Raw genomic sequence first — 23,436 nt, 5'->3', positions numbered from 1 at the left:
TCGGTTACTGCAACTGTCCGCCGAATGGGCATCAGGTTAGGGACAAAGGCGGATCCACCACAATTGGCTCAAGACTGAAATGGGCGATTATCGAACGCTTTTGTCAGGTAGGCTGGGCCGATAATCCGCAGGCAAGCATGCGTTCTCAACCAAACAGCTGATGGCTCAACTCCTGGCTAGCCTCCAGCAGAACAGGAAGAAACCGTTGTTCCAGTTCACTGCGCGGCACACGCCCGACGTGAGTACTGACGTTCAACGCCGCCAGCACCTGGCCTGAGGCGTCGTAGACGGGCACGGCAACCGAGCGCAGCCCCTGTTCGAGTTCCTGGTCGACCACGCACCATCCCTGGCTACGCACTTGCTCGATGCAGGCGAACAGCGACGGGGCGTCGTGCAGGGTACGGCTGGTGCGCGCCTTGAGGTCGGCGCGGTCGAAGTATTCGCGCAGGCTGGTGTCGTCCATGGCCGCCAGGAGGATGCGGCCCATGGACGTGCAATACGCCGGGAGGCGCCCACCGACAGACAAGTCCACCGAGATCAGGCGCTCTACTGTCGCCGAGCGGGCGATGTACAGAATATCGTCCCCTTCGAGGGTCGCCATGTTGGCCGCTTCGTGCAACTGGTCGCTGATTCGGTCCAGGTAAGGCTGCGCGGAAATGGCCAGGGGTGTCGATGACAGGTACGCATGGCCGAGCGTAAGCACTTTGGGCAGTAAGGAGTAGGTACGCCCGTCGGTGGTCGCGTACCCCAGCTTCATCAGGGTATGCAGGCACCGGCGCACGGCTGCCCGGGGGATTTCAGTGCGGTGGCTGATTTGCGCGATGGTCAGGTGCCGCTTGCGTTCCTGAAATGCCTGGATGACGGCAAGCCCGCGCGCTAAGGAGGTCATGAAGTCAGGATCGCCGGTGAACGCCTGAATGCGCTTGGCCGGTGATGCCACGATCGGCGGGGCCAGGGCTGGCGCCGGGCTGCGCGCTGTTTCGGGCAGGCCACCGTCACGGGCTGTTTTAACGTCCTTCATCGCACACCTCAAAAAAATCGCCGACTTGTGCGATTATCGAACAACCGGCCGATAATCGCAATTGACCGGCGACACGTTTGCTTATACCTTTCCAGTGCCACTTGTGGCTTCTTTGGAGAGACTGGTCAGGTACCCACCGTAGAAGTCCCAGGCAACGGCCCTGCCAATTGGTGGGGCCGTTTTGTTTGTGCGACTCGCATCGTTGGGTATCGAACTTTCATACGTTGAGGTTTTCTTAATTTCGACATGTGTTTGATTGCCCATCGCGCCAATCCCATCGCGCTAGCCTTGTTCGCGTGTTGATATACTCCGATCGTCTTGTTGGACGACTCGCCGATGTAGATCCCGCTGGCATGTTAACGTGTCGATACCGCATAACGGTTACGCCGACAGGGCGGTCCTCTTTTCAAATCAATTCAGGTACTGCATGTGACAAAAGAAGAATTGCGCGCAGAACTCGAGCGCCAGGCCGAGCGTTTCAAGGATGTGTATGGCGGCGAAGTGACCACCTATGCGGCGCAGCCGGAACCGGAACGCAAACCATGGCGTAAACGTGCCAATATGCGCGACCAGGCATTCAGTCAGGAGCTGGAACGCATGGAGAAGGAATTGCGCAGCGCCGCACCCTGAGTGCTTTGCCCAGTCGTCAAGTTGCGCAAGGGGTGCCCAAAGCGCCTGACTGCTCTGGCGCAGTGGTTGTAACGGAATTTCACAAATTTCATACAGCCGTTTAAAACGACAAAGGCATCACCTTTTCGCGTATTTTGTTGATTTTTCGCTGACGTTGAATGCATTTGCCTTAGATGATGCCGGCCCACCTGCGGCTGCGAATGGCGTTTTCTGACCTGCGCGACATGATCAGCGGCTGCGGTGGGTGCATCGATTGCCAACGTTTTCTGGCATAATCCGGCCCCCCTACGACCGCCAGACAACCTTCATGATCGATTTATTCAGCGGACTGGATGCCTGGGTATTGGTGAGCCTGCTGCTCGCCTTGACCTTCGTGCTCGCCTTCGAGTTCATCAATGGCTTTCATGACACCGCCAACGCGGTAGCCACCGTCATCTACACCAAAGCCATGCCGCCACACCTGGCCGTGTTCTTCTCCGGCGTGTTCAACTTCCTTGGCGTTCTGCTGGGTGGGGTCGGGGTGGCTTACGCCATCGTGCACCTGCTACCGGTAGAGTTGCTGATCAATGTGAACACCGGGCATGGCCTGGCCATGGTCTTCTCGCTGCTGGCCGCGGCCATTACCTGGAACCTGGGCACCTGGTACTTCGGTATTCCTGCGTCCAGCTCGCACACCCTGATCGGCTCGATCCTGGGGGTGGGCCTGGCCAACGCGCTCATCAACGGCATTCCGCTGGGTGACGGCGTCAATTGGCAGAAAGCCATCGATATCGCCATGTCCCTGGTGGTTTCGCCGATTGCCGGGTTTGCCGTGGCTGCGCTGGTCCTGCTTGGCCTGAAATGGTGGCGCCCGCTGTCGAAGATGCACAAGACGCCTGAACAACGCCGCAAACTGGACGACAAGAAGCACCCGCCGTTCTGGAATCGCCTGGTGCTGGTGATTTCGGCCATGGGCGTGAGCTTCGTGCACGGCTCCAATGACGGTCAGAAAGGCATTGGCCTGATCATGCTGGTATTGATCGGCATCGTACCGGCCAAGTTCGTGCTCGACCTGAACAGCACCACCTACCAGATCGAACGCACCCGTGATGCCACGTTGCACATGAGCCAGTTCTACGAGCGCAACGCTGCCACGCTGGGTGAATTCCTGGCGCTGGGCAAGGCCAAGGCCAGTGACCTGCCTGAGCAGTTCAGCTGCAATCCGCAGCAGACCGAGCCGACCATCGCCGCGCTGCAATCCTCGCTGCAGGGCGTGACCGACTACCGGGCCCTGGACGCGGACAAGCGTGTCGAAGTACGCCGTTACCTGCTGTGCCTGGACGACACCGCGAAGAAGGTTGGCAAGCTGCCAGGCCTGGACGCGCGTGAAAAGTCCGACCTTGAAAAGCTGCGCAAGGACCTGACCGCCACCACTGAGTACGCCCCGTTCTGGGTGATCGTGGCCGTTGCCCTGGCCCTGGGCCTGGGCACCATGGTTGGCTGGCGCCGCGTGGTGTTGACCGTCGGCGAGAAGATCGGCAAGCAGGGCATGACTTACGCCCAGGGCATGTCGGCGCAGATCACCGCGGCCTGCGCCATTGGCATGGCCAACGTGTTTGCGCTGCCGGTTTCCACCACGCATGTACTGTCTTCCGGCGTTGCCGGCACCATGGTCGCCAACAAAAGCGGCCTGCAGGGCGGCACGGTGAAGACCATCCTGATGGCTTGGGTGCTAACCCTGCCTGCCTCGATGGGTCTTGCAGCCGGCCTGTTCTGGTTGGCGTCCAAGGCAATCGGCTGACCTCAGCCCGTATAAGAAGGCGCCGTAGGGCGCCTTTTTTATGGGCGATGGCTTCACACCGCGCAGCTACTTCTTCTTCCCGCCCAGCAACGAGCCCATCAGCCCGCGCACCAGCTGCCGCCCCAGTTGATTGGCAGCCTGACGCACCGCCGACTTGATCGCCTGCCCGGCCGCGCCTTGCAGGAATTCGCCCGCCTTTTCGGCAAAACTGCTGTCATCGGCCTTGGGTTGCGGCGCGGGCTCCACCGCTTCGCCTTTGCGCTGGTTGAGCCTTTCGTAAGCCGAGTCCCGGTCTATGGGTTTGTCATAACGGCCAACCAAGGGTGAACGCGCAATCAGCGCACTGCGTTCAGACTCACTCAACGGGCCGATACGCGATTGCGGGGGCGCAATCAGCACCCGCTGCACCCTGGCAGGTGTTCCCTTGTCCTCAAGCGTGCCGACCAAGGCCTCCCCGATGCCCAGTTCGGTCAGCGAAGACAACGCATCGAATGAAGGGTTGGGGCGAAAGCCCTCAGCTACGGCACGCAACGCCTTCTGCTCCTTGGCCGTATAAGCCCGCAGGCCATGCTGGATTCGCAAACCCAGTTGGGCCAGGACTGCATCGGGTAGATCCGCTGGGGACTGGGTGACGAAATACACCCCTACCCCCTTTGAGCGAATCAGCCGCACCACCTGCTCCAGGCGGTCCTGCAATGCCTTGGGGGTGTCCTTGAACAGCAGGTGCGCTTCATCGAAGAACAACGCCAGCACCGGTTTTTCGGCATCGCCACGCTCGGGCAGTTGCTCGAACAGTTCGGCCAGCAGCCACAGCAGAAACGTGGCATAGACCTTGGGTGCCTCATGCACCAGTCGGCTGGCGTCGAGCAAATGGATGCGCCCTCGCCCATCCGGGTCGGGCCGTAGAATGTCCTCGAGCTGCAATGCCGGTTCACCGAACAACGCCTCTGCCCCCTGTTGCTCCAGGGTGGCCAGCCTGCGCAGCAACGCCTGAACGGACGCGCCGGTCACCAGCGCACTGTCTTCGCCCAACACCTGCGGGTTGTCCTTCAAGTGGCCAAGCAGCGCTTTGAGGTCCTTGAGGTCCAGCAACAGCAGGCCTTCGCGATCAGCCACCTTGAAACTGGCATATAGCGCTGACTGTTGGCTATCGGTGAGCTCAAGCAGGTTGCCCAGCAGCAAAGGCCCCATTTCGCTGATCGTGGTACGCAACGGATGACCCGACTGGCCCGCAATGTCCCACACGCTCACCGGATAGGCCTGTGGCTGGTGGCGCAACCAAGGCATCCCGGCGATGCGCTCGGCCACCTTGCCCTCGGGCGCGCCTTTGGCGCCCAGCCCACACAGGTCGCCCTTGACGTCGGCCGCGAACACCGCCACCCCGGCATCGCTGAACGCTTCGGCCAAGTGTTGCAGGGTCACGGTCTTGCCGGTACCGGTGGCCCCTGCCACCAGCCCGTGCCGGTTGACAAGCCGCATCGCCTGCCCTACGGGCTGGCCATCAGGGCTTGATCCTACGACGATAAATGAAGATTCCGACATCTCTTTAATCCTCTGCTCAAGCTTTGTCTTACTCCGGCCGATACCTCTGGGTGATATTCGCCTTACTCAGAGAGAACAACCGAAAAAGGACTTTTCGGGATGTTGCACTGGCTGGGCCCTACAGCTGCGAACGCCTGATACAAAACCTTAGCGGACCCGATGATTTCATGAACAAAAGCCTTCGTTTCAGCCACAAGATTCTGCTGGCAGCATCACTGATCGTGATCCTCGCATTCAGCCTGTTCACCCTCTACAACGATTATCTGCAGCGTAATGCGATTCGCGAGGACCTTCAGGACTACCTGACTGAGATGGGCGCTTCCACTTCGACCAACATCCGCAGTTTGTTCGAGGGGCGTATCAAACTGGTCGAAAACCTGGCGCAGAATATTGCCCAGCAACCGGCCAACGCTGAAACCCTGATGGGCCAGCAGGCGCTGATATCGAGTTTCCTAACCGTCTACCTGGGCAGGGTCGATGGCAGCTTCAGCGTACGCCCGGATGCAAAGATGCCTGACGGCTACGACCCCCGCACACGCCCTTGGTACAAGGATGGCATGAGTGCCAGCGGCACCCTGCTGACCGAACCCTACATCGACATGACCACCAACAAGATGGTCATCGGCATCCTCGACAAGGTGGCCGATTCGGTGGGCGTGGTCGGGGGTGACCTGGCACTGGACGGCCTGGCGCAAATCATCAACTCGCTGAATTTCGGCGGCATGGGCTATGCGTTCCTGGTAAATGACCAAGGCAAGATCCTGGTCCATCCGGATCAAGGCCTGGTGATGAAATCATTGTCAGACCTGTTCCCCGAGCGCACACCAAAGCTCACGTCCGAGCTCACCGAAGTGCAAAGTGACGGCCAGGCCCGCCTGCTGACGTTCACACCGGTGACCGGCTTGCCTTCGGCCAACTGGTACATCGGCCTGTCGTTGGACAAGGATAAGGCCTTCGCGATGCTCAGCACATTCCGCACTTCCGCCGTGATTGCCACCGTGGTGGCCGTGGTGATCATCATCGCCCTGCTGGGGCTGCTGATCCGTGTGCTGATGCAGCCGCTGCACACCATGACACGGGCCATGGAGGACATCGCCGAGGGTGAAGGCGACCTTACCAAGCGCCTGCGCATCCACCACCACGACGAGTTCGGCATCCTGGGCAACGCCTTCAACCGCTTCGTCGAGCGTATCCACGGCTCGATCCGTGAAGTGTCCTCGGCCACCGAGCAGGTGAACGAAGTCGCGTTGCGTGTCATCAGTGCGTCCAACTCGTCGATGACCAATTCCGACGAACAGTCCAACCGCACCAACAGCGTGGCGGCCGCCATCAACGAGCTGGGCGCTGCCGCCCAGGAGATCGCCGGCAACGCGGCGCAGGCGTCCCAGCACGCAAGCTCTGCAAGGCGCCTGGCAGAAGAAGGCCAGCAGGTCGTCGATCGCAACATCGCCGCGATGAACCGGCTCTCCGACCTGATCGTGACGTCCAGCGCCCACATCGAGACGCTCAACAGCAAGACCGTCAACATCGGCCAGATTCTCGAAGTGATCACCAGCATTTCCCAGCAGACCAACCTGCTGGCGCTCAACGCCGCCATCGAGGCCGCGCGCGCCGGTGAAGCAGGTCGTGGTTTCGCAGTGGTGGCCGACGAGGTGCGCAACCTGGCCCATCGCACCCAGGAATCCGCGCAGCAGGTCCAGGGCATGATCGAGGAGCTGCAAGTGGGTGCCCGCGAGTCGGTCGAAACCATGGACCAGAGCCAGCGTCACAGCCTGGACAGCGTGCAGATCGCCAACCAGGCAGGTGAGCGGCTGGAAAGTGTCACCGTGCGCATTGGCGAAATCGATGGCATGAACCAGTCCGTGGCCACGGCCACCGAAGAGCAGACGGCCGTGGTCGAAGCCATCAACATGGATATCAACGAAATCAACATGCTCAACCAGGAAGGCGTGGAAAACCTGCAGGCGACGCTGCGTGCCTGTTCTGACCTGGAGCAGCAGGCCAGCCGCCTGAAACACCTGGTCGGCACCTTCCGTATCTGAAGCCGGCCCAGCCCCGGCACCGACCCACCGAGCGCTATTGCCTAGCGCTCGGCTGCCGGGCGGCCAACCGCACAAGCTGATCGAACAAACTACCCTTCTGAAAGGTCAACTTCATGGCATGTCAACGCCGGTTTCGTTACCGCGCGATGACAGACCCGAAAGACGATCCCGGAGGGACGCAGATCGTGCACATTGCCGACATCACCATGTTCTACGCCCCGGCCAGCGGCGGCGTACGCACTTACCTTGATGCCAAACACCACCGCCTGGATGCCGTGCAAGGTGTCCGTCACAGCCTGTTGATCCCCGGCGCCAGCGCTCGGCATGAAGGCGGTGTCTATCATGTGCCTGCACTACCCCTGCCCTTTGGCAAAGGCTACCGCTTTCCGGTACGCCTGGCGCCATGGTGCAACACGCTGCGCACGCTAAAGCCAGACCTGATCGAAGTCGGCGATCCGTATCTGACCGCCTGGGCGGCGCTGGAAGCTCGCCGTCAGCTGGACGTGCCGGTCATTGGCTTCTATCACTCCGACCTGCCGCTGTTGGTGAGCAACCGCATGGGCAATTGGTTCACGCCCAACGTCGAGGCTTATGTCAGCAAGTTGTATGGCAATTTCGACCGGGTGCTCGCACCGAGCAAGGTCATGGCAGACAAGCTCCGTCGCCTGGGAGTACGTGATGTCCACGTGCAGCCTTTGGGCGTAGACCTGGAAACCTTCAATCCTGCACGCCGCGATCCACAGGTGCGAGCCGAACTGGGCGTCGCCGACACCTGCCGGCTGCTGATCTATGCAGGTCGTGGCTCACGGGAGAAGAACCTGCCCGTTCTGCTTGAGTGCATGCGGCAGTTGGGGCGCGGTTATCACCTGCTGCTGGTGGGGTCCAACATGCCCGCCAATGTGCCCGACAACGTCAGCGTGATCGGCCAGTTCTGCCCACCTGACCAGGTGGCTCGCCTGATGGCCAGCGCCGACCTGTTGGTGCATGCCGGCGACCAGGAAACGTTCGGCCTGGTCATCCTCGAAGCCATGGCCAGTGGTACGCCCGTGGTTGCAGTGCGTGCCGGCGCCTTCGGCGAAATCGTCAACGACCAGTGCGGTCGCTTGTGCCAACCCAACGACGCCAGGGCAATGGCCCTGGCCGTGCGCGAGGCGTTCGAAGCGGGTGCGCGCAAGCTCGGTGCACAGGCCAGGCGGCATGTAGAGCAGCATTACTCATGGGACAACGTGGTCAACGGCCTGCTTGAGCATTACCAGGCCGTACTGGGCCACCAACAGCAGGTGCGGGCACATGCTTGAGGCCTCTCTCCGTTCCCGCAGCGTGATGCTGGTGCTGCATGACGTAGCCCCAGAGACCTGGCCAGACTACGAGCCGTTCGTGCAGGCGGTCGATGCATTGGGTAACGTGCCCATGACTTGGCTGGTGGTACCCGATTTTCATCGACGTAACCTGCTGACTCAGTCTCCCGGCTTCTGCCAGTTGCTCGATCGCCGTCTGGCCGCGGGTGACGAGCTGGCCCTGCATGGTTACGCCCATGCCGATGAAGGTCCCACGCCGCGCACGCCCCTGGACTACTTCATGCGGCGGATTTATACCCATGAAGGCGAGTTCTACGCGCTGGACGAACACCAGGCCATCGCCCGACTACAAGACGGCCTGGCGCTGTTCGACCGTCAAGGCTGGCCCGTGGCTGGCTTCGTGGCCCCCGCCTGGTTGATGAGCCAGGGCACACGACAAGCACTGCGCCAACTGCCGCTGAAGTACACCAGCACCCCGCAGCACCTCTATCGCCTGCCGGACTTTACCGCCATCGATGCACCCGGCCTGGTCTGGAGCGCGCGCAGCGCCTGGCGCCGTGGCGTGTCGCGGGTGCTCAGTGACTGGCAATGCCGACGTTGGCAAGGCGCCAACACCCTACGCCTCGGGTTGCATCCGGTGGACATGCGCCATCGCTACTCACGGGACTACTGGTTGCGCACCCTTGAAAAACTGATCGAAGACGGGCGTGAACCCTTGACCAAGTCAGCCTGGCTGGAGCGGCAGGTGGCAGCGTGAACCGCTGGCTGCTGCTGGGCTTGGCGCTGTTGGGCGCAGCGTTGGTGCCTGCACTGTTGGGCGGCAGCGAACTGCTGCCCAAGCTGAGCCGTTTCGATCCGCAGCTGCTGATGACGTTGGTGGGCATGATCCTGCTGTGCTGGGTGATCAACGCCTGCCGGATGCGCCTGCTGCTGGGCGATCAGGCAGCGCGTGTATCGCGGGTGCGCACATTGGGTGTGGTCATGGCCACCGAGTTCGCCATCTGCACCACTCCAGGTGGCGGCGGCGGCCCCTTTACCCTGATGGCCTTGCTGGCCCGCGAGGGCATCAGTGCAGCCCGCAGCGGCGCGGTGTTCGCGATGGATCAGCTCAATGACTTGGTGTTTTTCTTCTGCGCCATGCTGGCGATCGCAGGCTATGCGTTGTTTCATAGCCTTGGGCGCAGCCAGGAAAGCATGTTGCTGGGCAGTGCAGCACTGCTGTGCGCGGCGCTGGCAGGCGTGGTGATGTTGCTGCGCTACCGGCGCAAGGTGATGCGTCTGAACGGCCGGCTGTTGCAGCGCCTGGGCACCAGCGCACCGCGTAAACGACGCTGGGCACGCAAGCTGCTTCGTTTCGTGCAGGCCTTGGCGCAAACCTGGCAGTTGCCCAAGCGCACTTTGTTTCTGGTGTTCAGCCTGACATGCGTCCACTGGGGACTGCGCTTTAGCGTGCTGTATCTCGTGGTCAGGGGCTTGGGCGTGGAGCTGGCCTGGATTCCCAGCTTCCTGGTCCAGATGCTATCGCTCAGCGCCGGTCAGTTCAGCATGATGCCCGGGGGCGCAGGCGCTGCCGAGCTGACCTCGGCCAGCCTGCTGACACCCATGGTGGGCAGCTCGACGGCGGCGGCAGCGATCCTGATCTGGCGTGCCATCACTTACTACCTGTATCTGCTCGCCGGAGGGCCGGTGTTCGTGTGCCTGCTGGCGCGTCCGCTGCTGGAGCGCTGGCGCCGTCAGGTGGGTTGAGCGCTTGCCAAAGCGCCGCGGCACCGGGGAAGTCGGTACCGTCGGTGTCCTGCAAGGCGTCGGGATCGTAGCGGGCCAGGCAACCCTGACCCACTACAGGGGGAGGTGAGGCTGTAGGGGTACCGCGCCGTCCCATGGGTCGATCCTCACGTTGCTGGACAGGTCTGGGAGTAGCCCTGCGATCAGTCGAACACCACTGTCTTGTTGCCGTGCACCAGAACCCGATCTTCCAGGTGATAGCGCAGGCCGCGGGCCAGGACCATTTTTTCCACGTCACGCCCGAAGCGGACCATGTCCTCGATGCTGTCGGCGTGGGTAACCCGCACCACGTCCTGCTCGATGATAGGGCCGGCGTCCAGCTCTTCGGTCACATAGTGGCAAGTCGCGCCGATCAGTTTCACGCCACGCAGCGCCGCCTGGTGGTACGGCTTGGCGCCGACGAACGATGGCAGGAAGCTATGGTGGATGTTGATCACCTTCTCAGCATAGTCCTGGCAGAGTTGCGGCGGCAGAATTTGCATGTACCGCGCCAGCACGACCACATCGGCTGCATGTTCCTGCACCAGGCGTGACACTTCGGCAAACGCCGGGGCCTTGTCCTTGGGGTCTACTGGAACATGGAAAAACGGAATACCGTGCCACTCGACCATGCTGCGCAAGTCATTGTGGTTGGAAATGACGCAGGGAATGTCGCAATCGAGCTCATCGCTGTGCCAGCGGTGCAGCAGGTCAGCCAGGCAATGGGATTCACGGCTGGCCATCAACACGACCCGCTTCTTCTGGGCAGAATCGGTCACGCGCCAGGTCATGGAGAACTCTTCGGCGATGGGCGCGAACGCCTCGCGAAAAGCCTCGATGCCGAAGGGCAGCGACTCGGCGCGAATTTCATGACGCATGAAGAACCAGCCAGTCTGCTCGTCGGAGTGATGGCTGGCTTCGGTGATCCAGCCGTTGTACAAGGCCAGGAAATTACTGACTTTCGCCACGATGCCGACACGGTCGGGGCAAGCGATCACCAGACGGTAGGTGCGCATGAATAAGACTCCAGAACTCGCAAAGGCGCTCATTCTAGCGGCACGCTGAGAAAAACGCAGTAATGATTGCGACGTGCTGCATAGGGCCGTTGGGCCTACGCGTTGGGAATCTTCTGACAAGATTTATGGATGAAACGGCAACCTAGGTAAATTTTTGTTCACTTGGAGAAATACTGTCACAGCTTATCCAACTGTTAATACATCAATCATATGTTTACTTGCGAGAGTTGCCTGTTTACTATTGCTCCACACATTCCCGAACACGCATTAAGGAACACTCCATGTCCCTGATCAACGAGTACCGTGCCACCGAAGAAGCCATCAAGGAACTTCAGGCCCGCCTGGCCAACCTGTCTCAGGATGACAAGCTGAAAAAAGAACTGGAGTTCGAAGGCAAACTGCGCACCCTGATGGGCGAATATTCCAAATCGCTGCGTGACATCATTGCCCTGCTCGACCCTGATGCCAAGATGAGCAAACTGCCGCGTGGCGCCGTGAAAACCACTGGCACTAAACGCGCGCGCAAGGTCAAGCAATACAAGAACCCGCACAACGGTGAAGTCATCGAAACCAAAGGTGGCAACCACAAAACCCTGAAAGAGTGGAAAGCTCAATGGGGCGGTGACGAGGTAGAAAGCTGGGCAACCCTGCTGGACTGATTGTCCGTTGCCCGCTATTTGATATTCATAAAGAAAACGCCGGTTAAGAACCGGCGTTTTTTTATGGGTTTTCAATTGACGGCGAACCGCGTTTGCAAGGCGTTGGCATGCAGTTGCCAGGCAGTCAGCACTTGCCGTCCTGCTTCATCCGCGTCAGGCCAGGCTACGGCCAAGGCATGGGCGAAATCACCCAAGGTATTGGGCGCACCCCAGCGGGGGTCAGCCAGACGCTGCCTACAAAAATCCTGCCATCGCGCGCGCTCTTCATCGTTCAAGGTGTCCGGAAAGTTACGCGCACGGTAGCGAAAGAGTAGTTCGGGCAGGCGTGGATCATCGAACATCCACTGCCCGGCGCCCAACTGCGCGGGCGCCAGCGAACGCACTTGATCGCATAGCCGCCGGTCACGCTGGCCGAGAAACCGCTCATACAATTGCTGCTCAGGATCTTCATTGGCCGCAAAACCGTCTTGTGTATAAATAAGCGCCAGTTTTTCCTGCCATTGATCCTGTTGACGGGCCAATGCCTCTGCGCGCCGTTGTAACGTATCCAGGTCGATCCCAAGACGCGCTTGATCGGCCGGTCGTATTACAGAAAGGGGCGCGACCACCGGACAGCGGTTGATCTGAATGAGTTTGAGCGGTACGGGCAGCTCGCCTTCGCCAAGTGTTTCTCGACGGGTATAGAGCCGCTGGCGTAAAGTTTCAGCATTTTCCTCAACCAGCGGCAGGGTTTGCTGATGCAGATCGCAAACAATCAATGCATTGCGGTTCTTAGGGTGCCAGGCCAATGGCAACACAATGCCCAGGTAATGACGCGCGGCACTGAAACGCCCGGAAATATGCACCATCGGCTGTAGCAACCGTATTTGCTCCATGACCTTATGCTTGCTGCGAAGCTGAAACAACCAGTCGTACAACTTGGGCTGCTTCTCGCGTATCAGCCGAGCAAGGGCAATGGTCGCCCGAACATCGGACAGCGCTTCGTGTGCATGGCCATGCTCGATGCCATTGGCCTTGCTCAACAACTCAAGGCGCAGACGGGTGCGCCCGTCCTGCTGGGGCCATTGGATGCCATCGGGCCGCAAGGCGCACGCCGCTCTAACGACATCGATCAAGTCCCAGCGGCTGTTGCCGCCCTGCCATTCGCGGGCGTAAGGGTCGAAGAAGTTGCGGTAGAGGCTGTAGCGGGTGACCTCGTCGTCGAAACGCAGCGTGTTGTAGCCGGCGCCACAGGTGCCGGGTTGTGCCAGCTCGGCGTGCACCCGCGCCATGAACTCGGCCTCGCCGAGGCCTTTTTCGGCCAACTGTTGCGGCGTGACGCCCGTCACCAGGCAGGCAGCAGGGTGCGGCAGTATATCGTCCGATAGGCGGCAATAGAGGTTGACCGGATCGTCGATTTCATTGAGGTCAAGGTCAGTACGTACCCCTGCCATCTGCACGGGCCGGTCGCAGCGCGGGTTGATGCCAGTGGTTTCGTAGTCATGCCAGAAGATGCTTGAGGTCACAGGGCCGTCCTGTTGCAGGGTCGCCCTGATTCTAACGCGTTGAGCCGGGCCTGACGTCGAGCCGATGAAGCTACCTGGGGCCAGTAGGGGGTGCTATGCAGCCCCTACTGGCGCGGGCCAGTCCCATGGGCAGGCATCAGCGTTGGCAATACCGACCTGTCAAACCGAGGTAGAGGAAGCGCGAAAACTGAAATACTCCTGCAGGGAGCGTACAAAGCCATCGTATTCGCGAGGGGCCTGCAACAACATGAAACCCGAATCGTAATACCCAGGGGTCTGGTCCTCGCGGCACCACAGGCAACTGGCCGTAAGGTTGACGAACTGATGCCCACCCCCCGTCAACGGCAGGCGCAACTGCAATTCGTAATCGGGGCCCACCATGACCGGCAGTTCGCTGATCAGCATCATGCCGTTTTCGGAGGCGTTGCCGAGCTGGCCCATCTCCTGGCCGTTGAAGCGATTGAACACTTTCAGGACAAAGGGCAGCTGGTGGCGGTCGATAAGTCGTTTATTGAATAGCGTCAAGGGCAGTCCGTCCGCGATGCCAGGAATGCCTGGTACTGGCGGTTGTTGTATCAGTTGAGTGACAGGTTAGCGCACGCTGCGACAAATCTCCCTGTCAATACAACACACCTTGGCATTAGCGCCAAGGTACGCTCGTCGCTGGCCTGGTCACGGCCGGCTCACCGCCGCGGTAGTGGCCGAGTTTCTCCAGTGTTTGCAGGCGCGCCTGGGCACGGTAGGCATATTCATTGCCCGGATAGCGCTGGATCAGGTACTGGTAGGTCTGTGCGGCATCCACATACAACGCTTGCCGCTCCAGGCACTGCCCACGCAGCAACGCGACTTCCGGGTGGATGAACGGCCGGGCGCGGCTGGTACGATCGACCTGGGACAGCTCCAGCATTACCCGCTGGCAATCACCCCGATCATAAGCGCGGTAGGCATTGTTGAGATGGTGGTCCATGGACCAGCGGGTACACCCGACGGCACTGGCCGCGAGGGCTAAAACGATCAGCATGCGCATGGGACTCTCCTTTGCTGAACAGCATATCGGCCGACCCATCGGATTCTTCAACGATCGGCACTTACCGCGTTTGTTGACCGACACATACCAGCCAACAAACCCGTGCCCCTGTCACCTGCACAGTTTTCCAAAGCCAGGTAGTGCAACCTAACGATGACTACAGCCCGATTCAGGAGTAGCCTCTCGCTGCGCTTCACTATAGGAGTCTGTGCATGACCATCCGCCGTACCAAAATCGTCGCCACCCTTGGCCCCGCCAGCAATTCGCCGGAAGTGATCGAACAGTTGATCCTCGCCGGCCTGGACGTGGCTCGCCTGAACTTCTCTCATGGCACTCCGGACGAGCATAAGGCACGCGCCCGCCTGATCCGTGAAATCGCTGCCAAGAATGGCCGTCACGTGGCCTTGCTCGGCGACCTGCAGGGTCCGAAGATCCGCATCGCCAAGTTCGCCAACAAGCGCATCGAACTGAAAGTCGGTGACACCTTCACCTTCTCGACCGCTCATCCGCTGACAGAAGGCAACCAGGACATCGTCGGTATCGACTATCCCGACCTGGTCAAGGACTGTGGCGTTGGCGACGAACTGCTGCTCGACGATGGCCGCGTGGTCATGCGCGTCGAAACCGCCACCGCCGACGCCCTGCACTGCGTGGTGATCATCGGTGGCCCGCTGTCGGACCACAAGGGCATCAACCGCAAAGGAGGCGGTCTGACTGCACCGGCCCTGACCGAGAAGGACAAGGCCGACATCAAGCTGGCTGCCGAGATGGACCTGGACTACCTGGCCGTATCCTTCCCGCGTGACGCCAGCGACATGGAATACGCCCGCAAACTGCGTGACGAGTCCGGTGGCAGCGCCTGGCTGGTGGCCAAGATCGAACGCGCCGAAGCGGTTGCCGACGACGAAACCCTCGACAAGCTCATTGCAGCCTCCGACGCCGTCATGGTTGCCCGTGGTGACCTGGGCGTGGAAATCGGCGACGCCGAGCTGATCGCCATCCAGAAGAAGATCATCCAGCACGCCCGCCGCAACAACAAGGCAGTGATCGTCGCGACCCAGATGATGGAGTCGATGATCCAGAACCCGATGCCGACCCGTGCCGAAGTGTCCGACGTGGCCAACGCCGTGCTCGACAACACCGATGCCGTGATGCTGTCGGCCGAAAGCGCCGCCGGGTCATACCCGATCGAAGCGGTCCAGGCCATGGCGCGCATCTGCCTGGGTGCCGAGAAGCACCCGACCAGCCAGCGCTCCAGCCACCGCCTGCACACCACGTTCGAGCGCTGCGACGAAAGCATCGCCCTGGCAGCCATGTACACGGCCAACCACTTCCCGGGTGTGAAGGCGATCATCGCCCTGACCGAGAGCGGTTATACCCCACTGATCATGTCGCGCCTGCGCTCGCACGTGCCAATCTTCGCCCTGTCTCCGCACCGCGCCACCCAGGCCCGTGCCTCGATGTTCCGCGGTGTTTACCCGATCGATTTCGACCCGGCATCACTGCCGGCCGACAAGGTCAGCCAGGCCGCCGTGGACGAACTGCTCAAGCGTGGGCTGGTCGAGCAAGGTGACTGGGTGATCCTCACCAAGGGCGACAGCTACCACACCATCGGCGGGACCAACGGCATGAAGATCCTGCATGTCGGTGATCCGCTGGTCGGCTGATCGGCTGATCGGCTGACGAGCCAGGGTCGCTTCGCGCGCGTTCTCCGTGCGCAAGCGGCCCTGTGCAGGCACCGCAGATACGTCGGCTCAGGCGTGCTCGACAAAGCTGTCTGCAAACACCTGCCCCCTCGGCACCCCAGCGATGAACAGCCGTCGGGCAAACCGTTCGACGCTGGCGGGCGCGCCGCACAGCAAGGCCAGAGTCTGTCTCGATGAAGGCCGCAGCGCAGCCAGTGCCTCCTCCAGCTGCGCGATCATCACCAATTCCACGTTTACACCTGGCAACTGCTGCAACGGCGCTGCCAAGTAGTGTCCTGCGCGGTCGCGGGCCACGTGCAGCAACCTGATCTCCCCCTGATGGCCTTGGCGCAAGGCTTCGCGCACGATGCCCCACAGCGGTGCAAGCCCGGTACCGGCAGCCAGTAGCCATAACGGTCTGTCCTGCCAGTCAAGGTCGTAATGCAATGCCCCGCCCCTCACCTCGCCAACGCGCAACACATCCCCCACTTCCAGCGCCCGCGCCCGGTCACAGAATGCACCGGGGTGCTGGCAATTGATATGAAACTCCAGGTAATCATCTTCACCCGGCAGGCTGGCCAGCGAATAGGGCCGCGCCACCCCACCCAACCAGAGCACCGCGTGCTGGCCCGGCTGGTAGCGGACGCTGCGCTCGGTCCGCAGGCGCAACCGCAGCACATCACCGAACCAGTCCAGTTCGCTGACAGTGCCACCTACACCGTCGCGCAACGGATCGAACACCTCCACGCGCAGGTCTTCGACCACGCGGCACTGGCAAGCCAGGCGCCAGCCCACGGCATGCCTGTCCAGCGCCAGGGCTTCTGGCAGGGCGTCGAGGGGCAACCCGTCCTCACACCGTACCAGGCACGCATGGCAGCTCCCTGCGCGGCAGCTGTAGGGCACCCCGAGCCCTGCCTCGTTCAGGGCATCGAGCAAGTTGGCACCCGTCGGCACCGTCCAACAACGCGTGCCCACCCTAATTTCGGGCATGTTCACTCACCTGTTCAAACCCCTTGTGCCGATGGACGCGACCGCGCGCCCGTCGATTCTAATGCCCTGTCCTGTGCCTAGCAGCAAAAAGGATGCCGGCTACCGGCCAGACCATGGTCCTGACCACTCGCAGGTGTTTCACAGGGGCAGGCGCGCTATACTGCCGCGCCTTTTTTGCGTCGGCAGGCTGTCGGCGCGCCTTTGCAAGGCGTTTCGACAGGCTGGTCGGCTCCGTCGAACGTCTCACTGAATGTTCCCGTCTTTAAGAGGAGCGCGCTGCATGACCGTGATCAAGCAAGACGACCTGATTCAGAGCGTGGCCGACGCCCTGCAATTCATCTCATACTACCACCCCGTCGATTTCATCCAGGCCATGCACGAGGCCTACCTGCGCGAAGAGTCGCCGGCTGCGCGCGACTCCATCGCCCAGATCCTGATCAACTCGCGCATGTGTGCCACCGGTCACCGGCCTATCTGCCAGGACACCGGCATCGTCACCGTATTCGTGCGCGTGGGTATGGATGTGCGCTGGGACGGCGCCACCCTGAGCGTCGACGACATGATCAACGAAGGTGTGCGCCGCGCCTACAACCTGCCTGAAAACGTGCTGCGCGCATCGATCCTGGCCGACCCGGCCGGTGCCCGCAAGAACACCAAGGACAATACGCCGGCCGTTATCCACTACTCCATCGTCCCCGGCGACAAGGTCGAGGTGGATGTTGCAGCCAAGGGCGGCGGTTCGGAAAACAAGTCCAAAATGGCCATGCTCAACCCGTCCGACTCCATCGTCGACTGGGTACTCAAGACCGTTCCGACCATGGGCGCTGGCTGGTGCCCGCCTGGCATGCTGGGCATCGGTATCGGCGGCACTGCCGAAAAAGCCGCGGTCATGGCCAAGGAAGTGCTCATGGAGTCCATCGACATCCATGAGCTCAAGGCACGCGGCCCGCAGAACCGCCTTGAAGAAATCCGCCTGGAGCTGTTCGAGAAGGTCAACCAACTGGGCATCGGCGCCCAGGGCCTCGGTGGCCTGACCACCGTGCTCGACGTCAAGATCATGGACTACCCGACCCACGCCGCCTCGCTGCCGGTGTGCATGATCCCCAACTGCGCGGCCACTCGCCACGCCCACTTCGTGCTCGACGGCACAGGCCCTGCGGAGCTCGAAGCGCCTTCGCTGGACGCCTACCCCGAAATCGTCTGGGAAGCGGGCCCAAGCGCCCGACGTGTCAACCTCGACAGCATCACGCCCGAAGAAGTGGCCAGCTGGAAACCGGGTGAAACCATCCTGCTCAACGGCAAGATGCTGACCGGCCGGGACGCAGCCCACAAGCGCATGGTCGAAATGCTCAACCGCGGCGAAGCACTGCCGGTGGATCTCAAGGGCCGCTTCATCTACTACGTCGGCCCGGTCGACCCGGTAGGCGACGAAGTGGTCGGCCCTGCTGGCCCCACCACCGCCACGCGCATGGACAAGTTCACCCGCCAGATCCTGGAGCAGACCGGTCTGCTGGGCATGATCGGCAAGTCCGAGCGCGGCCCGACCGCCATCGAAGCGATCAAGGACAACAAGGCCGTCTACCTGATGGCTGTAGGTGGCGCCGCCTATCTGGTTGCGCAAGCCATCCGCAAATCCAAGGTCCTGGCCTTTGCCGAGCTGGGTATGGAAGCCATCTACGAGTTCGAGGTCAAGGACATGCCCGTGACCGTGGCCGTGGACAGCAACGGTGAGTCGGTGCACATCACAGGCCCCGCCTTGTGGCAGAGCAAGATTGCCCAGAGCCTGGCCGTCGAAGTGAAGTAACCCATGGCAACAGCGGGCGGCGCTTTCACGGGCCGCTCGCGTGCGCAGCCATGCGCAGCCCAACCTGCGGCGGCGGACCTTGGTACCAGGGTCCGCCGCCGTTGCGTTTAAAGACGTTCGAATTGTTCGGGCCAGTCCCTGCGGGTAAATACCTGCCCCTGCTGCCTGACCCGGCGCACGGCCTCCAGGTCCAGATCGCACACCAGCCAACGGCTGCACTGCGGGTCGAGCGATTCGCTCAGTGCCATTACCCCATCCCCCGGCATGCCACGATCAGGCGGCACGAACAGCCCTGCCCGGCCTAGGTTCTCGTCCAATGCCGGCGACCAGGGTGCCAGCCCTACGGTCGGGCTCTGCAATACGGCCAACTGGTTCTCCAAGGCGCGTGCCTGAGCCCCGATCCGTACACGGTGATAGCCGGCTTCGGTGTCGGTGCAGCTCGGCGCCAGGATCAGGTCGGCCCCACGCTCTGCCAACCGGCGTGCCAAGAGCGGGAACTCATTGTCGTAACAGACCAGGATGCCAAGACGCCCCAGATCGGTGTCGAACACGGTCAACCCTTGGCCTGCGGCAATGCCCCACTGTTCCCGCTCGAAGCGGGTCATCATCAGCTTGTCCTGATGCCCTAGCGCGCCTTTGGGGCCAAACAGCCAGGCGCGGTTGCGGTAGGCGCCGTCGCTGTCCAGTACCGGAAGCGTGCCTGGTTGCAGGTAGATGCCCCAACGCTTGGCCAGGCCTGCACACAGGGCCTTCCACGGCTCGATCAAAGGCTGGATGCCTGCAATGGAAGCCTTTAGGTCCCCCCGCTGCTCGGGTGTCAGCTGCCCGCTGAGCACCAGCCCTGCATATTCGGGCAGCAGCAGCAGGCGCGCGCCCGCCTCCACCGCCTCTGCACACAAGCCCTGCAGGTGGTCGGCATAAGCCTCCCAGGTTTCGTGCAGCTCAATGGCGTATTGGCAGGCCGCGACACGGATCAAAGGGGCAGTTCCTTGAGCCAGAACGACATCAGCTTGTCCGAGCTTTCCTGCTCGTCCAGGTCGCGCCAGGCATACCGGGTACGCAGTGATGGGTCATGGAGGAAACCGCGGTTGCGCCAGAACCCATGCAAAGGCTTGTAGTCGGCCGGGCGGCGCGGATGTACACCGGGCCGCTCCACGGCGCAGAACGCGCAGTAATCGAACTCGGCCAGTTTGTGGGCATAGGATTCGCGTTCGATGAAAAAACGTACCCCAAGCCCCTGCCCTCGGTATGGCGGCAGAACCACAGACTCGCCGAAATAGTAGACGCTGGCCGGGTCGCGGCCCTGGGCCACGAACGGCTCCTGGAACTCGGGCGCAACGTCGACCAGGGGCAGGCCCGTGGAGGCGCCCACTACCTTGTCCTCATCCATGGCCAGCACCACCAGGCTGCGCCCGGAACGGGCATAGGCGGCCAGGTAGTCGGCTTCGTACTCGGGCGAGCCATCGTAGAGGTAGGGGAACTCGCGGAACACAGTTAGGCGCAGACGAGCGAGGTCATCGATATAGGGCGCGATGGCGGCGCCGTGCAGTAGGCGTATTTGCATGCTTGGCGGTCGTTTTGTCGATGTGGATGACGCGCTCGGCTAAGCCGGGCTTGAGGGGAAACCCTATCATCCAGGCCAACGACACGCCTTTTCCCTACACGACAGGTAATGTTCCATGACCGCTACCGAATTGGTAAACGCTTACTACGCCGCGTTCAACGCAGGTGACATGCCAGGGTTTCTGGCCCTGCTCAGCGAAGATGTGATTCACGACATCAATCAGGGTGAGCGGCAGATGGGCAAGGCCAGGTTCGCCGCCTTCATGGACAAGATGAACCGCTGCTACCGCGAGCGCCTGGCCGACATCGTGGTGATGCAGAATGCCGACGGCAGTCGCGCGGCGGCGGAATTCACCGTGCACGGGCAATATGTGGCCGATGACGAAGGCCTGCCTGCGGCCACCGGCCAGACCTATGTCCTGCCGGCCGGCGCGTTCTTCTATATCCATTGCGGCAAGATCGCCCGCGTAACCAACTACTACAACCTCAACGATTGGGTCGAGCAAGTCGGCTGACCCATGGACTGGCCGGCCTGATGAGTCAGAGGATACGGGTGCCCAACACCTTCAAAAACGCCGCCAACCACGCAGGGTGAGCCGGCCAGGCGGGCGCAGTGACCAGGTTGCCGTCCACATGGGCCTGGTCCACCGCAATGTCGATATAGGTGCCGCCGGCCAGGCGCACCTCGGGCGCGCAGGCCGGGTACGCACTGCACTCCCGGCCTTTGAGCACCCCGGCAGCGGCTAGCAACTGGGCGCCGTGACAAACGGCAGCGATGGGCTTGCCTGCCTGGTCGAACGCTCGCACCAGCTCGAGCACTTTCTCGTTAAGGCGCAGGTATTCCGGGGCACGCCCGCCCGGGATTACCAGTGCATCGTAACTTTCGGCGCGGGCCCGGACGAAATCGTGGTTCAGGGCAAACTGGTGCCCCGGCTTTTCACTGTAGGTCTGGTCGCCTTCGAAGTCGTGGATAGCCGTGCGCACGGTCTGGCCCGCCACCTTTTCCGGGCACACGGCGTGCACGGTATGCCCAACCATGCTCAGCGCCTGGAAGGGCACCATGACCTCGTAGTCCTCGACGTAATCGCCCACCAGCATGAGTATCTTCTTAACCGTCATCGCATCCATTCCCTCGATTGCCTGTGAACCGTCATTGCACGATAGCTGCACTCAGTCGCGCCGGTCGAGCACGTTGGCCACCAACCGGTCCAGCCATCCCCAGATGCGCTGTTTGACCCGTCGCCAGAACGGCCTGGCGTTCCAATGCGCCAGGTCAACTTCCTCGCTCAGGGCAAAATCGCGTTCGAAACTTTCGACCACCGCGCTCGTCAGCGGCAGGTCCAACGCTTCTATATTGGCCTCCAGATTGAAGCGCAGGTTCCAATGGTCGAAGTTGCAGGACCCGATGCTGACCCAATCGTCCACCACCACCATCTTCAGGTGCAGAAAGCACGGCTGATACTCGAAAATACGCACGCCAGCGCGCAGCAGGCGTGGATAGTACCGGTGACCGGCATACCGTACCGAAGGATGATCGGTGCGCGGGCCGGTGAGCAGCAACCGCACATCGACGCCCTTGCCAGCTGCGCGGCGCAGCGAGCGACGCACGCTCCAGGTCGGCAGAAAGTAAGGCGTGGCCAGCCAAATGCGCTGCTTGCCGCTGTTGAGGGCACGTACCAATGAATGCAGGATGTCCTGATGCTGGCGGGCGTCGGCATAGGCCACCCGGCCCATGCCCTGCCCTTGCGCAGGCACCTTGGGCAGGCGCGGCAGGCCGAAGCCCTCGGCAGGGCGCCAGGCCGTGCGGCGATGGTTGGCCTGCCACTGGCGATCAAACAGCAATTGCCAGTCGCTCACCACCGGGCCTTGCATCAGCACCATCACCTCGTGCCATTCGCTGCTGGGCTGGCCCGGTTGCCAGAACTCATCGGTAACCCCGGTACCGCCCACCACCGCCCACTGCTCGTCGACCACAAGCAACTTGCGATGGTCGCGGTACAGATTGCGCAGCCCGCGTCTCCAGTGCAGCCGGTTGTACCAGCGCAGATACACGCCGGCATCCACCAGACGTTGCCGCAGCTTGGCGCTCAAGGCCAGCGACCCGTAATAATCGAACAGGCAGCGCACCCGCACCCCGCGGCGGGCGGTCTGTTCCAGCACCTGGACCACAGCCTCGGCGCAGGCCCCGGACTCGACCAGGTACAGTTCCAGGTCCACCTGCGTCTGGGCATGCTCAATGGCCGACAGCATGCGGGGGAAGAATTGTGGCCCATCGATCAGCAGCTCGAACTGGTTGCCATCCCGCCAGGGGAAGACCGGGCCCGGCATGTCAGCGCGCAGTGAAGATCAGTACCGCATTGACCGGTACGGACGGGTTGATGGCCTTAAGGTTGGCGAACTTGCGCAGGGCTTGCAGCCCTGGCATCAGGCCGAAATCCTCGGCGCGCAGCACCAGGGGCTCCAGGGTGACGACCTGGAACCGACGCTCGTCCAGGCGGGTGGCCAACAGCAAGGCGTCGTAGCGGTGGGACTGACCGTGCAACGTTACCGTCAGCGGTAGGCGCAATTCGATCTGCGCACCGTTGGCCAGGTCGTTGATCGGGCGCAGATCCAGCTGCGCCTGCACGGTCGCTTCGGCAAACCGTGCGACGTCGAACAATGTGTCCCGCATGCGCTCATCCCGCAACGGGACGCCGCTGCTGACCGAATCCATCTCGATACGAAGGCTCGCGGCGCCCTTGCGGTCCACCGTGCCATGCAGCACTAGGAAGCGGTGCACCTGCGCCGCTTCGCCGTTGGTGCCGGTGATAAAGGACAGGCGAGACGACTCGCCGTCAAGGTGCCAATTGGCGTGTGCGGGCAGGCACAACGCAAGCAGCAGTGCAGGCCATAGGCGGAGTGACTTGAGCATGAGGGGTCTCGAAAATGCAGGCGACTCACCTTACCGCGCAGGTCTTTGGCACAGCAAGCGCCAGCACGTTCGCCGCCACGCCCAACCGGCGGGTCATGCAAGCATCATCGAACCTTCATCGCCATGACATCCCGTGTTTCTAGCCTGAACGCGCACATAAAAGCCTACCGGCCACCCTTGCATGGCTGGTTTTATGGAG

At 61.8% G+C, this 23,436-nt stretch carries 22 protein-coding genes and 1 pseudogene; 11 read left to right on the top strand and 12 right to left on the bottom strand.

Going from position 1 to position 23,436, the window contains the following annotated elements; all coding sequences use genetic code 11:
* Positions 1-145: 145 nt before the first annotated feature.
* The gene (gene pcaR / locus ACF8E5_RS20165; RefSeq protein ID WP_230375064.1) at positions 146-1,021 is read right to left on the bottom strand and encodes a pca regulon transcriptional regulator PcaR; all 876 of its coding nucleotides are present in this window, start codon (positions 1,019-1,021) and stop codon (positions 146-148) included.
* 429 nt (positions 1,022-1,450) lie between these two features.
* On the opposite strand from pcaR, the gene ACF8E5_RS20160 reads away from it, so the two are divergent.
* Together ACF8E5_RS20160 and ACF8E5_RS20155 are read left to right on the top strand one after the other, a co-directional pair.
* Positions 1,451-1,651: a hypothetical protein gene (locus ACF8E5_RS20160; RefSeq protein WP_196141401.1), complete on the top strand. Its 201-nt coding sequence runs from the start codon at positions 1,451-1,453 to the stop codon at positions 1,649-1,651.
* A gap of 307 nt (positions 1,652-1,958) precedes the next feature.
* Positions 1,959-3,431: an inorganic phosphate transporter gene (locus ACF8E5_RS20155; protein WP_058603246.1), complete on the top strand. Its 1,473-nt coding sequence runs from the start codon at positions 1,959-1,961 to the stop codon at positions 3,429-3,431.
* 66 nt (positions 3,432-3,497) lie between these two features.
* Here the strand turns inward: ACF8E5_RS20155 and ACF8E5_RS20150 are convergent, their stop codons facing one another.
* Positions 3,498-4,973, bottom strand: a complete 1,476-nt coding sequence (locus ACF8E5_RS20150) for a helicase HerA-like domain-containing protein (protein ID WP_392475708.1) — start codon at positions 4,971-4,973, stop codon at positions 3,498-3,500.
* A gap of 167 nt (positions 4,974-5,140) precedes the next feature.
* Here ACF8E5_RS20150 and ACF8E5_RS20145 point away from each other — a divergent pair.
* The 5 genes and pseudogenes from ACF8E5_RS20145 to ACF8E5_RS20125 all read left to right on the top strand — a co-directional run.
* Positions 5,141-6,157: pseudogene (locus ACF8E5_RS20145) on the top strand (cache domain-containing protein); the annotation flags it as partial.
* A gap of 93 nt (positions 6,158-6,250) precedes the next feature.
* Entirely contained in the window at positions 6,251-7,015 is a 765-nt protein-coding gene (locus ACF8E5_RS20140; protein WP_392475722.1) for a methyl-accepting chemotaxis protein, read from the top strand.
* Positions 7,016-7,161: 146 nt separating this feature from the next.
* Positions 7,162-8,313, top strand: coding sequence for a glycosyltransferase family 1 protein (locus tag ACF8E5_RS20135; protein WP_326383659.1), 1,152 nt, complete (start codon positions 7,162-7,164; stop codon positions 8,311-8,313).
* Positions 8,306-9,070 (top strand): DUF2334 domain-containing protein, encoded by a 765-nt coding sequence (locus tag ACF8E5_RS20130; protein WP_058637123.1) that lies wholly within the window; start codon positions 8,306-8,308, stop codon positions 9,068-9,070. The genes ACF8E5_RS20135 and ACF8E5_RS20130 overlap by 8 nt, the downstream gene beginning before the upstream one ends.
* Positions 9,067-10,059 (top strand): lysylphosphatidylglycerol synthase transmembrane domain-containing protein, encoded by a 993-nt coding sequence (locus tag ACF8E5_RS20125; protein WP_196185188.1) that lies wholly within the window; start codon positions 9,067-9,069, stop codon positions 10,057-10,059. Before ACF8E5_RS20130 ends, ACF8E5_RS20125 begins: the two co-directional genes overlap by 4 nt.
* 182 nt (positions 10,060-10,241) lie before the next feature.
* On the opposite strand, the gene purU is transcribed toward ACF8E5_RS20125, so the two are convergent.
* Positions 10,242-11,093 carry a formyltetrahydrofolate deformylase gene (gene purU, locus ACF8E5_RS20120; protein WP_023534293.1) on the bottom strand — a complete coding sequence of 284 codons (852 nt, stop codon included), beginning with the start codon at positions 11,091-11,093 and terminating at the stop codon, positions 10,242-10,244.
* A 281-nt stretch (positions 11,094-11,374) separates the two neighbouring features.
* Between purU and mvaT the strand changes: the two genes are divergently transcribed.
* The gene (gene mvaT / locus ACF8E5_RS20115) at positions 11,375-11,752 is read left to right on the top strand and encodes a histone-like nucleoid-structuring protein MvaT (protein WP_023534419.1); all 378 of its coding nucleotides are present in this window, start codon (positions 11,375-11,377) and stop codon (positions 11,750-11,752) included.
* A 71-nt stretch (positions 11,753-11,823) separates the two neighbouring features.
* On the opposite strand, the gene sbcB is transcribed toward mvaT, so the two are convergent.
* The 3 genes from sbcB to ACF8E5_RS20100 all read right to left on the bottom strand — a co-directional run bounded on the left by sbcB (position 11,824) and on the right by ACF8E5_RS20100 (position 14,284).
* Positions 11,824-13,257 carry an exodeoxyribonuclease I gene (gene sbcB, locus ACF8E5_RS20110; RefSeq protein WP_392475707.1) on the bottom strand — a complete coding sequence of 478 codons (1,434 nt, stop codon included), beginning with the start codon at positions 13,255-13,257 and terminating at the stop codon, positions 11,824-11,826.
* Between the two features lie 159 nt (positions 13,258-13,416).
* Positions 13,417-13,782 carry a PilZ domain-containing protein gene (locus ACF8E5_RS20105; RefSeq protein WP_196185186.1) on the bottom strand — a complete coding sequence of 122 codons (366 nt, stop codon included), beginning with the start codon at positions 13,780-13,782 and terminating at the stop codon, positions 13,417-13,419.
* A gap of 115 nt (positions 13,783-13,897) precedes the next feature.
* Entirely contained in the window at positions 13,898-14,284 is a 387-nt protein-coding gene (locus ACF8E5_RS20100) for a hypothetical protein (RefSeq protein WP_023534272.1), read from the bottom strand.
* Between the two features lie 212 nt (positions 14,285-14,496).
* Here ACF8E5_RS20100 and pyk point away from each other — a divergent pair, with 212 nt between their 5' ends.
* Positions 14,497-15,951, top strand: a complete 1,455-nt coding sequence (gene pyk / locus ACF8E5_RS20095; protein ID WP_027914526.1) for a pyruvate kinase — start codon at positions 14,497-14,499, stop codon at positions 15,949-15,951.
* A gap of 87 nt (positions 15,952-16,038) precedes the next feature.
* Here the strand turns inward: pyk and ACF8E5_RS20090 are convergent, their stop codons facing one another.
* The gene (locus tag ACF8E5_RS20090) at positions 16,039-16,959 is read right to left on the bottom strand and encodes an iron-sulfur-binding ferredoxin reductase (protein ID WP_392475706.1); all 921 of its coding nucleotides are present in this window, start codon (positions 16,957-16,959) and stop codon (positions 16,039-16,041) included.
* Between the two features lie 280 nt (positions 16,960-17,239).
* On the opposite strand from ACF8E5_RS20090, the gene ACF8E5_RS20085 reads away from it, so the two are divergent.
* Positions 17,240-18,763 carry a fumarate hydratase gene (locus ACF8E5_RS20085; RefSeq protein ID WP_058603255.1) on the top strand — a complete coding sequence of 508 codons (1,524 nt, stop codon included), beginning with the start codon at positions 17,240-17,242 and terminating at the stop codon, positions 18,761-18,763.
* Positions 18,764-18,870: 107 nt separating this feature from the next.
* On the opposite strand, the gene ACF8E5_RS20080 is transcribed toward ACF8E5_RS20085, so the two are convergent.
* Positions 18,871-19,740 (bottom strand): carbon-nitrogen hydrolase family protein, encoded by an 870-nt coding sequence (locus ACF8E5_RS20080; protein ID WP_392475705.1) that lies wholly within the window; start codon positions 19,738-19,740, stop codon positions 18,871-18,873.
* Complete coding sequence (locus ACF8E5_RS20075; RefSeq protein WP_058603257.1) at positions 19,737-20,327, bottom strand: GNAT family N-acetyltransferase; 591 nt, start codon at positions 20,325-20,327, stop codon at positions 19,737-19,739. The genes ACF8E5_RS20080 and ACF8E5_RS20075 overlap by 4 nt, the downstream gene beginning before the upstream one ends.
* A gap of 115 nt (positions 20,328-20,442) precedes the next feature.
* On the opposite strand from ACF8E5_RS20075, the gene ACF8E5_RS20070 reads away from it, so the two are divergent.
* Positions 20,443-20,841, top strand: a complete 399-nt coding sequence (locus ACF8E5_RS20070) for a nuclear transport factor 2 family protein (RefSeq protein WP_027914521.1) — start codon at positions 20,443-20,445, stop codon at positions 20,839-20,841.
* Between the two features lie 25 nt (positions 20,842-20,866).
* Here ACF8E5_RS20070 and ACF8E5_RS20065 read toward each other — a convergent pair whose 3' ends face one another.
* Genes ACF8E5_RS20065 through ACF8E5_RS20055 form a run of 3 tightly spaced genes read right to left on the bottom strand, consistent with a single transcriptional unit; the run spans position 20,867 to position 23,237 of the window.
* Positions 20,867-21,445, bottom strand: a complete 579-nt coding sequence (locus ACF8E5_RS20065) for a DJ-1/PfpI family protein (RefSeq protein ID WP_058637230.1) — start codon at positions 21,443-21,445, stop codon at positions 20,867-20,869.
* A gap of 51 nt (positions 21,446-21,496) precedes the next feature.
* The gene (locus tag ACF8E5_RS20060; RefSeq protein WP_078478050.1) at positions 21,497-22,654 is read right to left on the bottom strand and encodes a phosphatidylserine/phosphatidylglycerophosphate/cardiolipin synthase family protein; all 1,158 of its coding nucleotides are present in this window, start codon (positions 22,652-22,654) and stop codon (positions 21,497-21,499) included.
* A 1-nt stretch (position 22,655) separates the two neighbouring features.
* The gene (locus tag ACF8E5_RS20055; RefSeq protein ID WP_058637130.1) at positions 22,656-23,237 is read right to left on the bottom strand and encodes a YceI family protein; all 582 of its coding nucleotides are present in this window, start codon (positions 23,235-23,237) and stop codon (positions 22,656-22,658) included.
* Positions 23,238-23,436 lie beyond the last annotated feature (199 nt).

This window comes from Pseudomonas sp. WSY_20 (assembly GCF_043104335.1).
In the GTDB taxonomy this organism is placed as follows: domain Bacteria; phylum Pseudomonadota; class Gammaproteobacteria; order Pseudomonadales; family Pseudomonadaceae; genus Aquipseudomonas; species Aquipseudomonas parafulva_B.
This window is presented reverse-complemented; position numbering and strand designations above follow the sequence as displayed.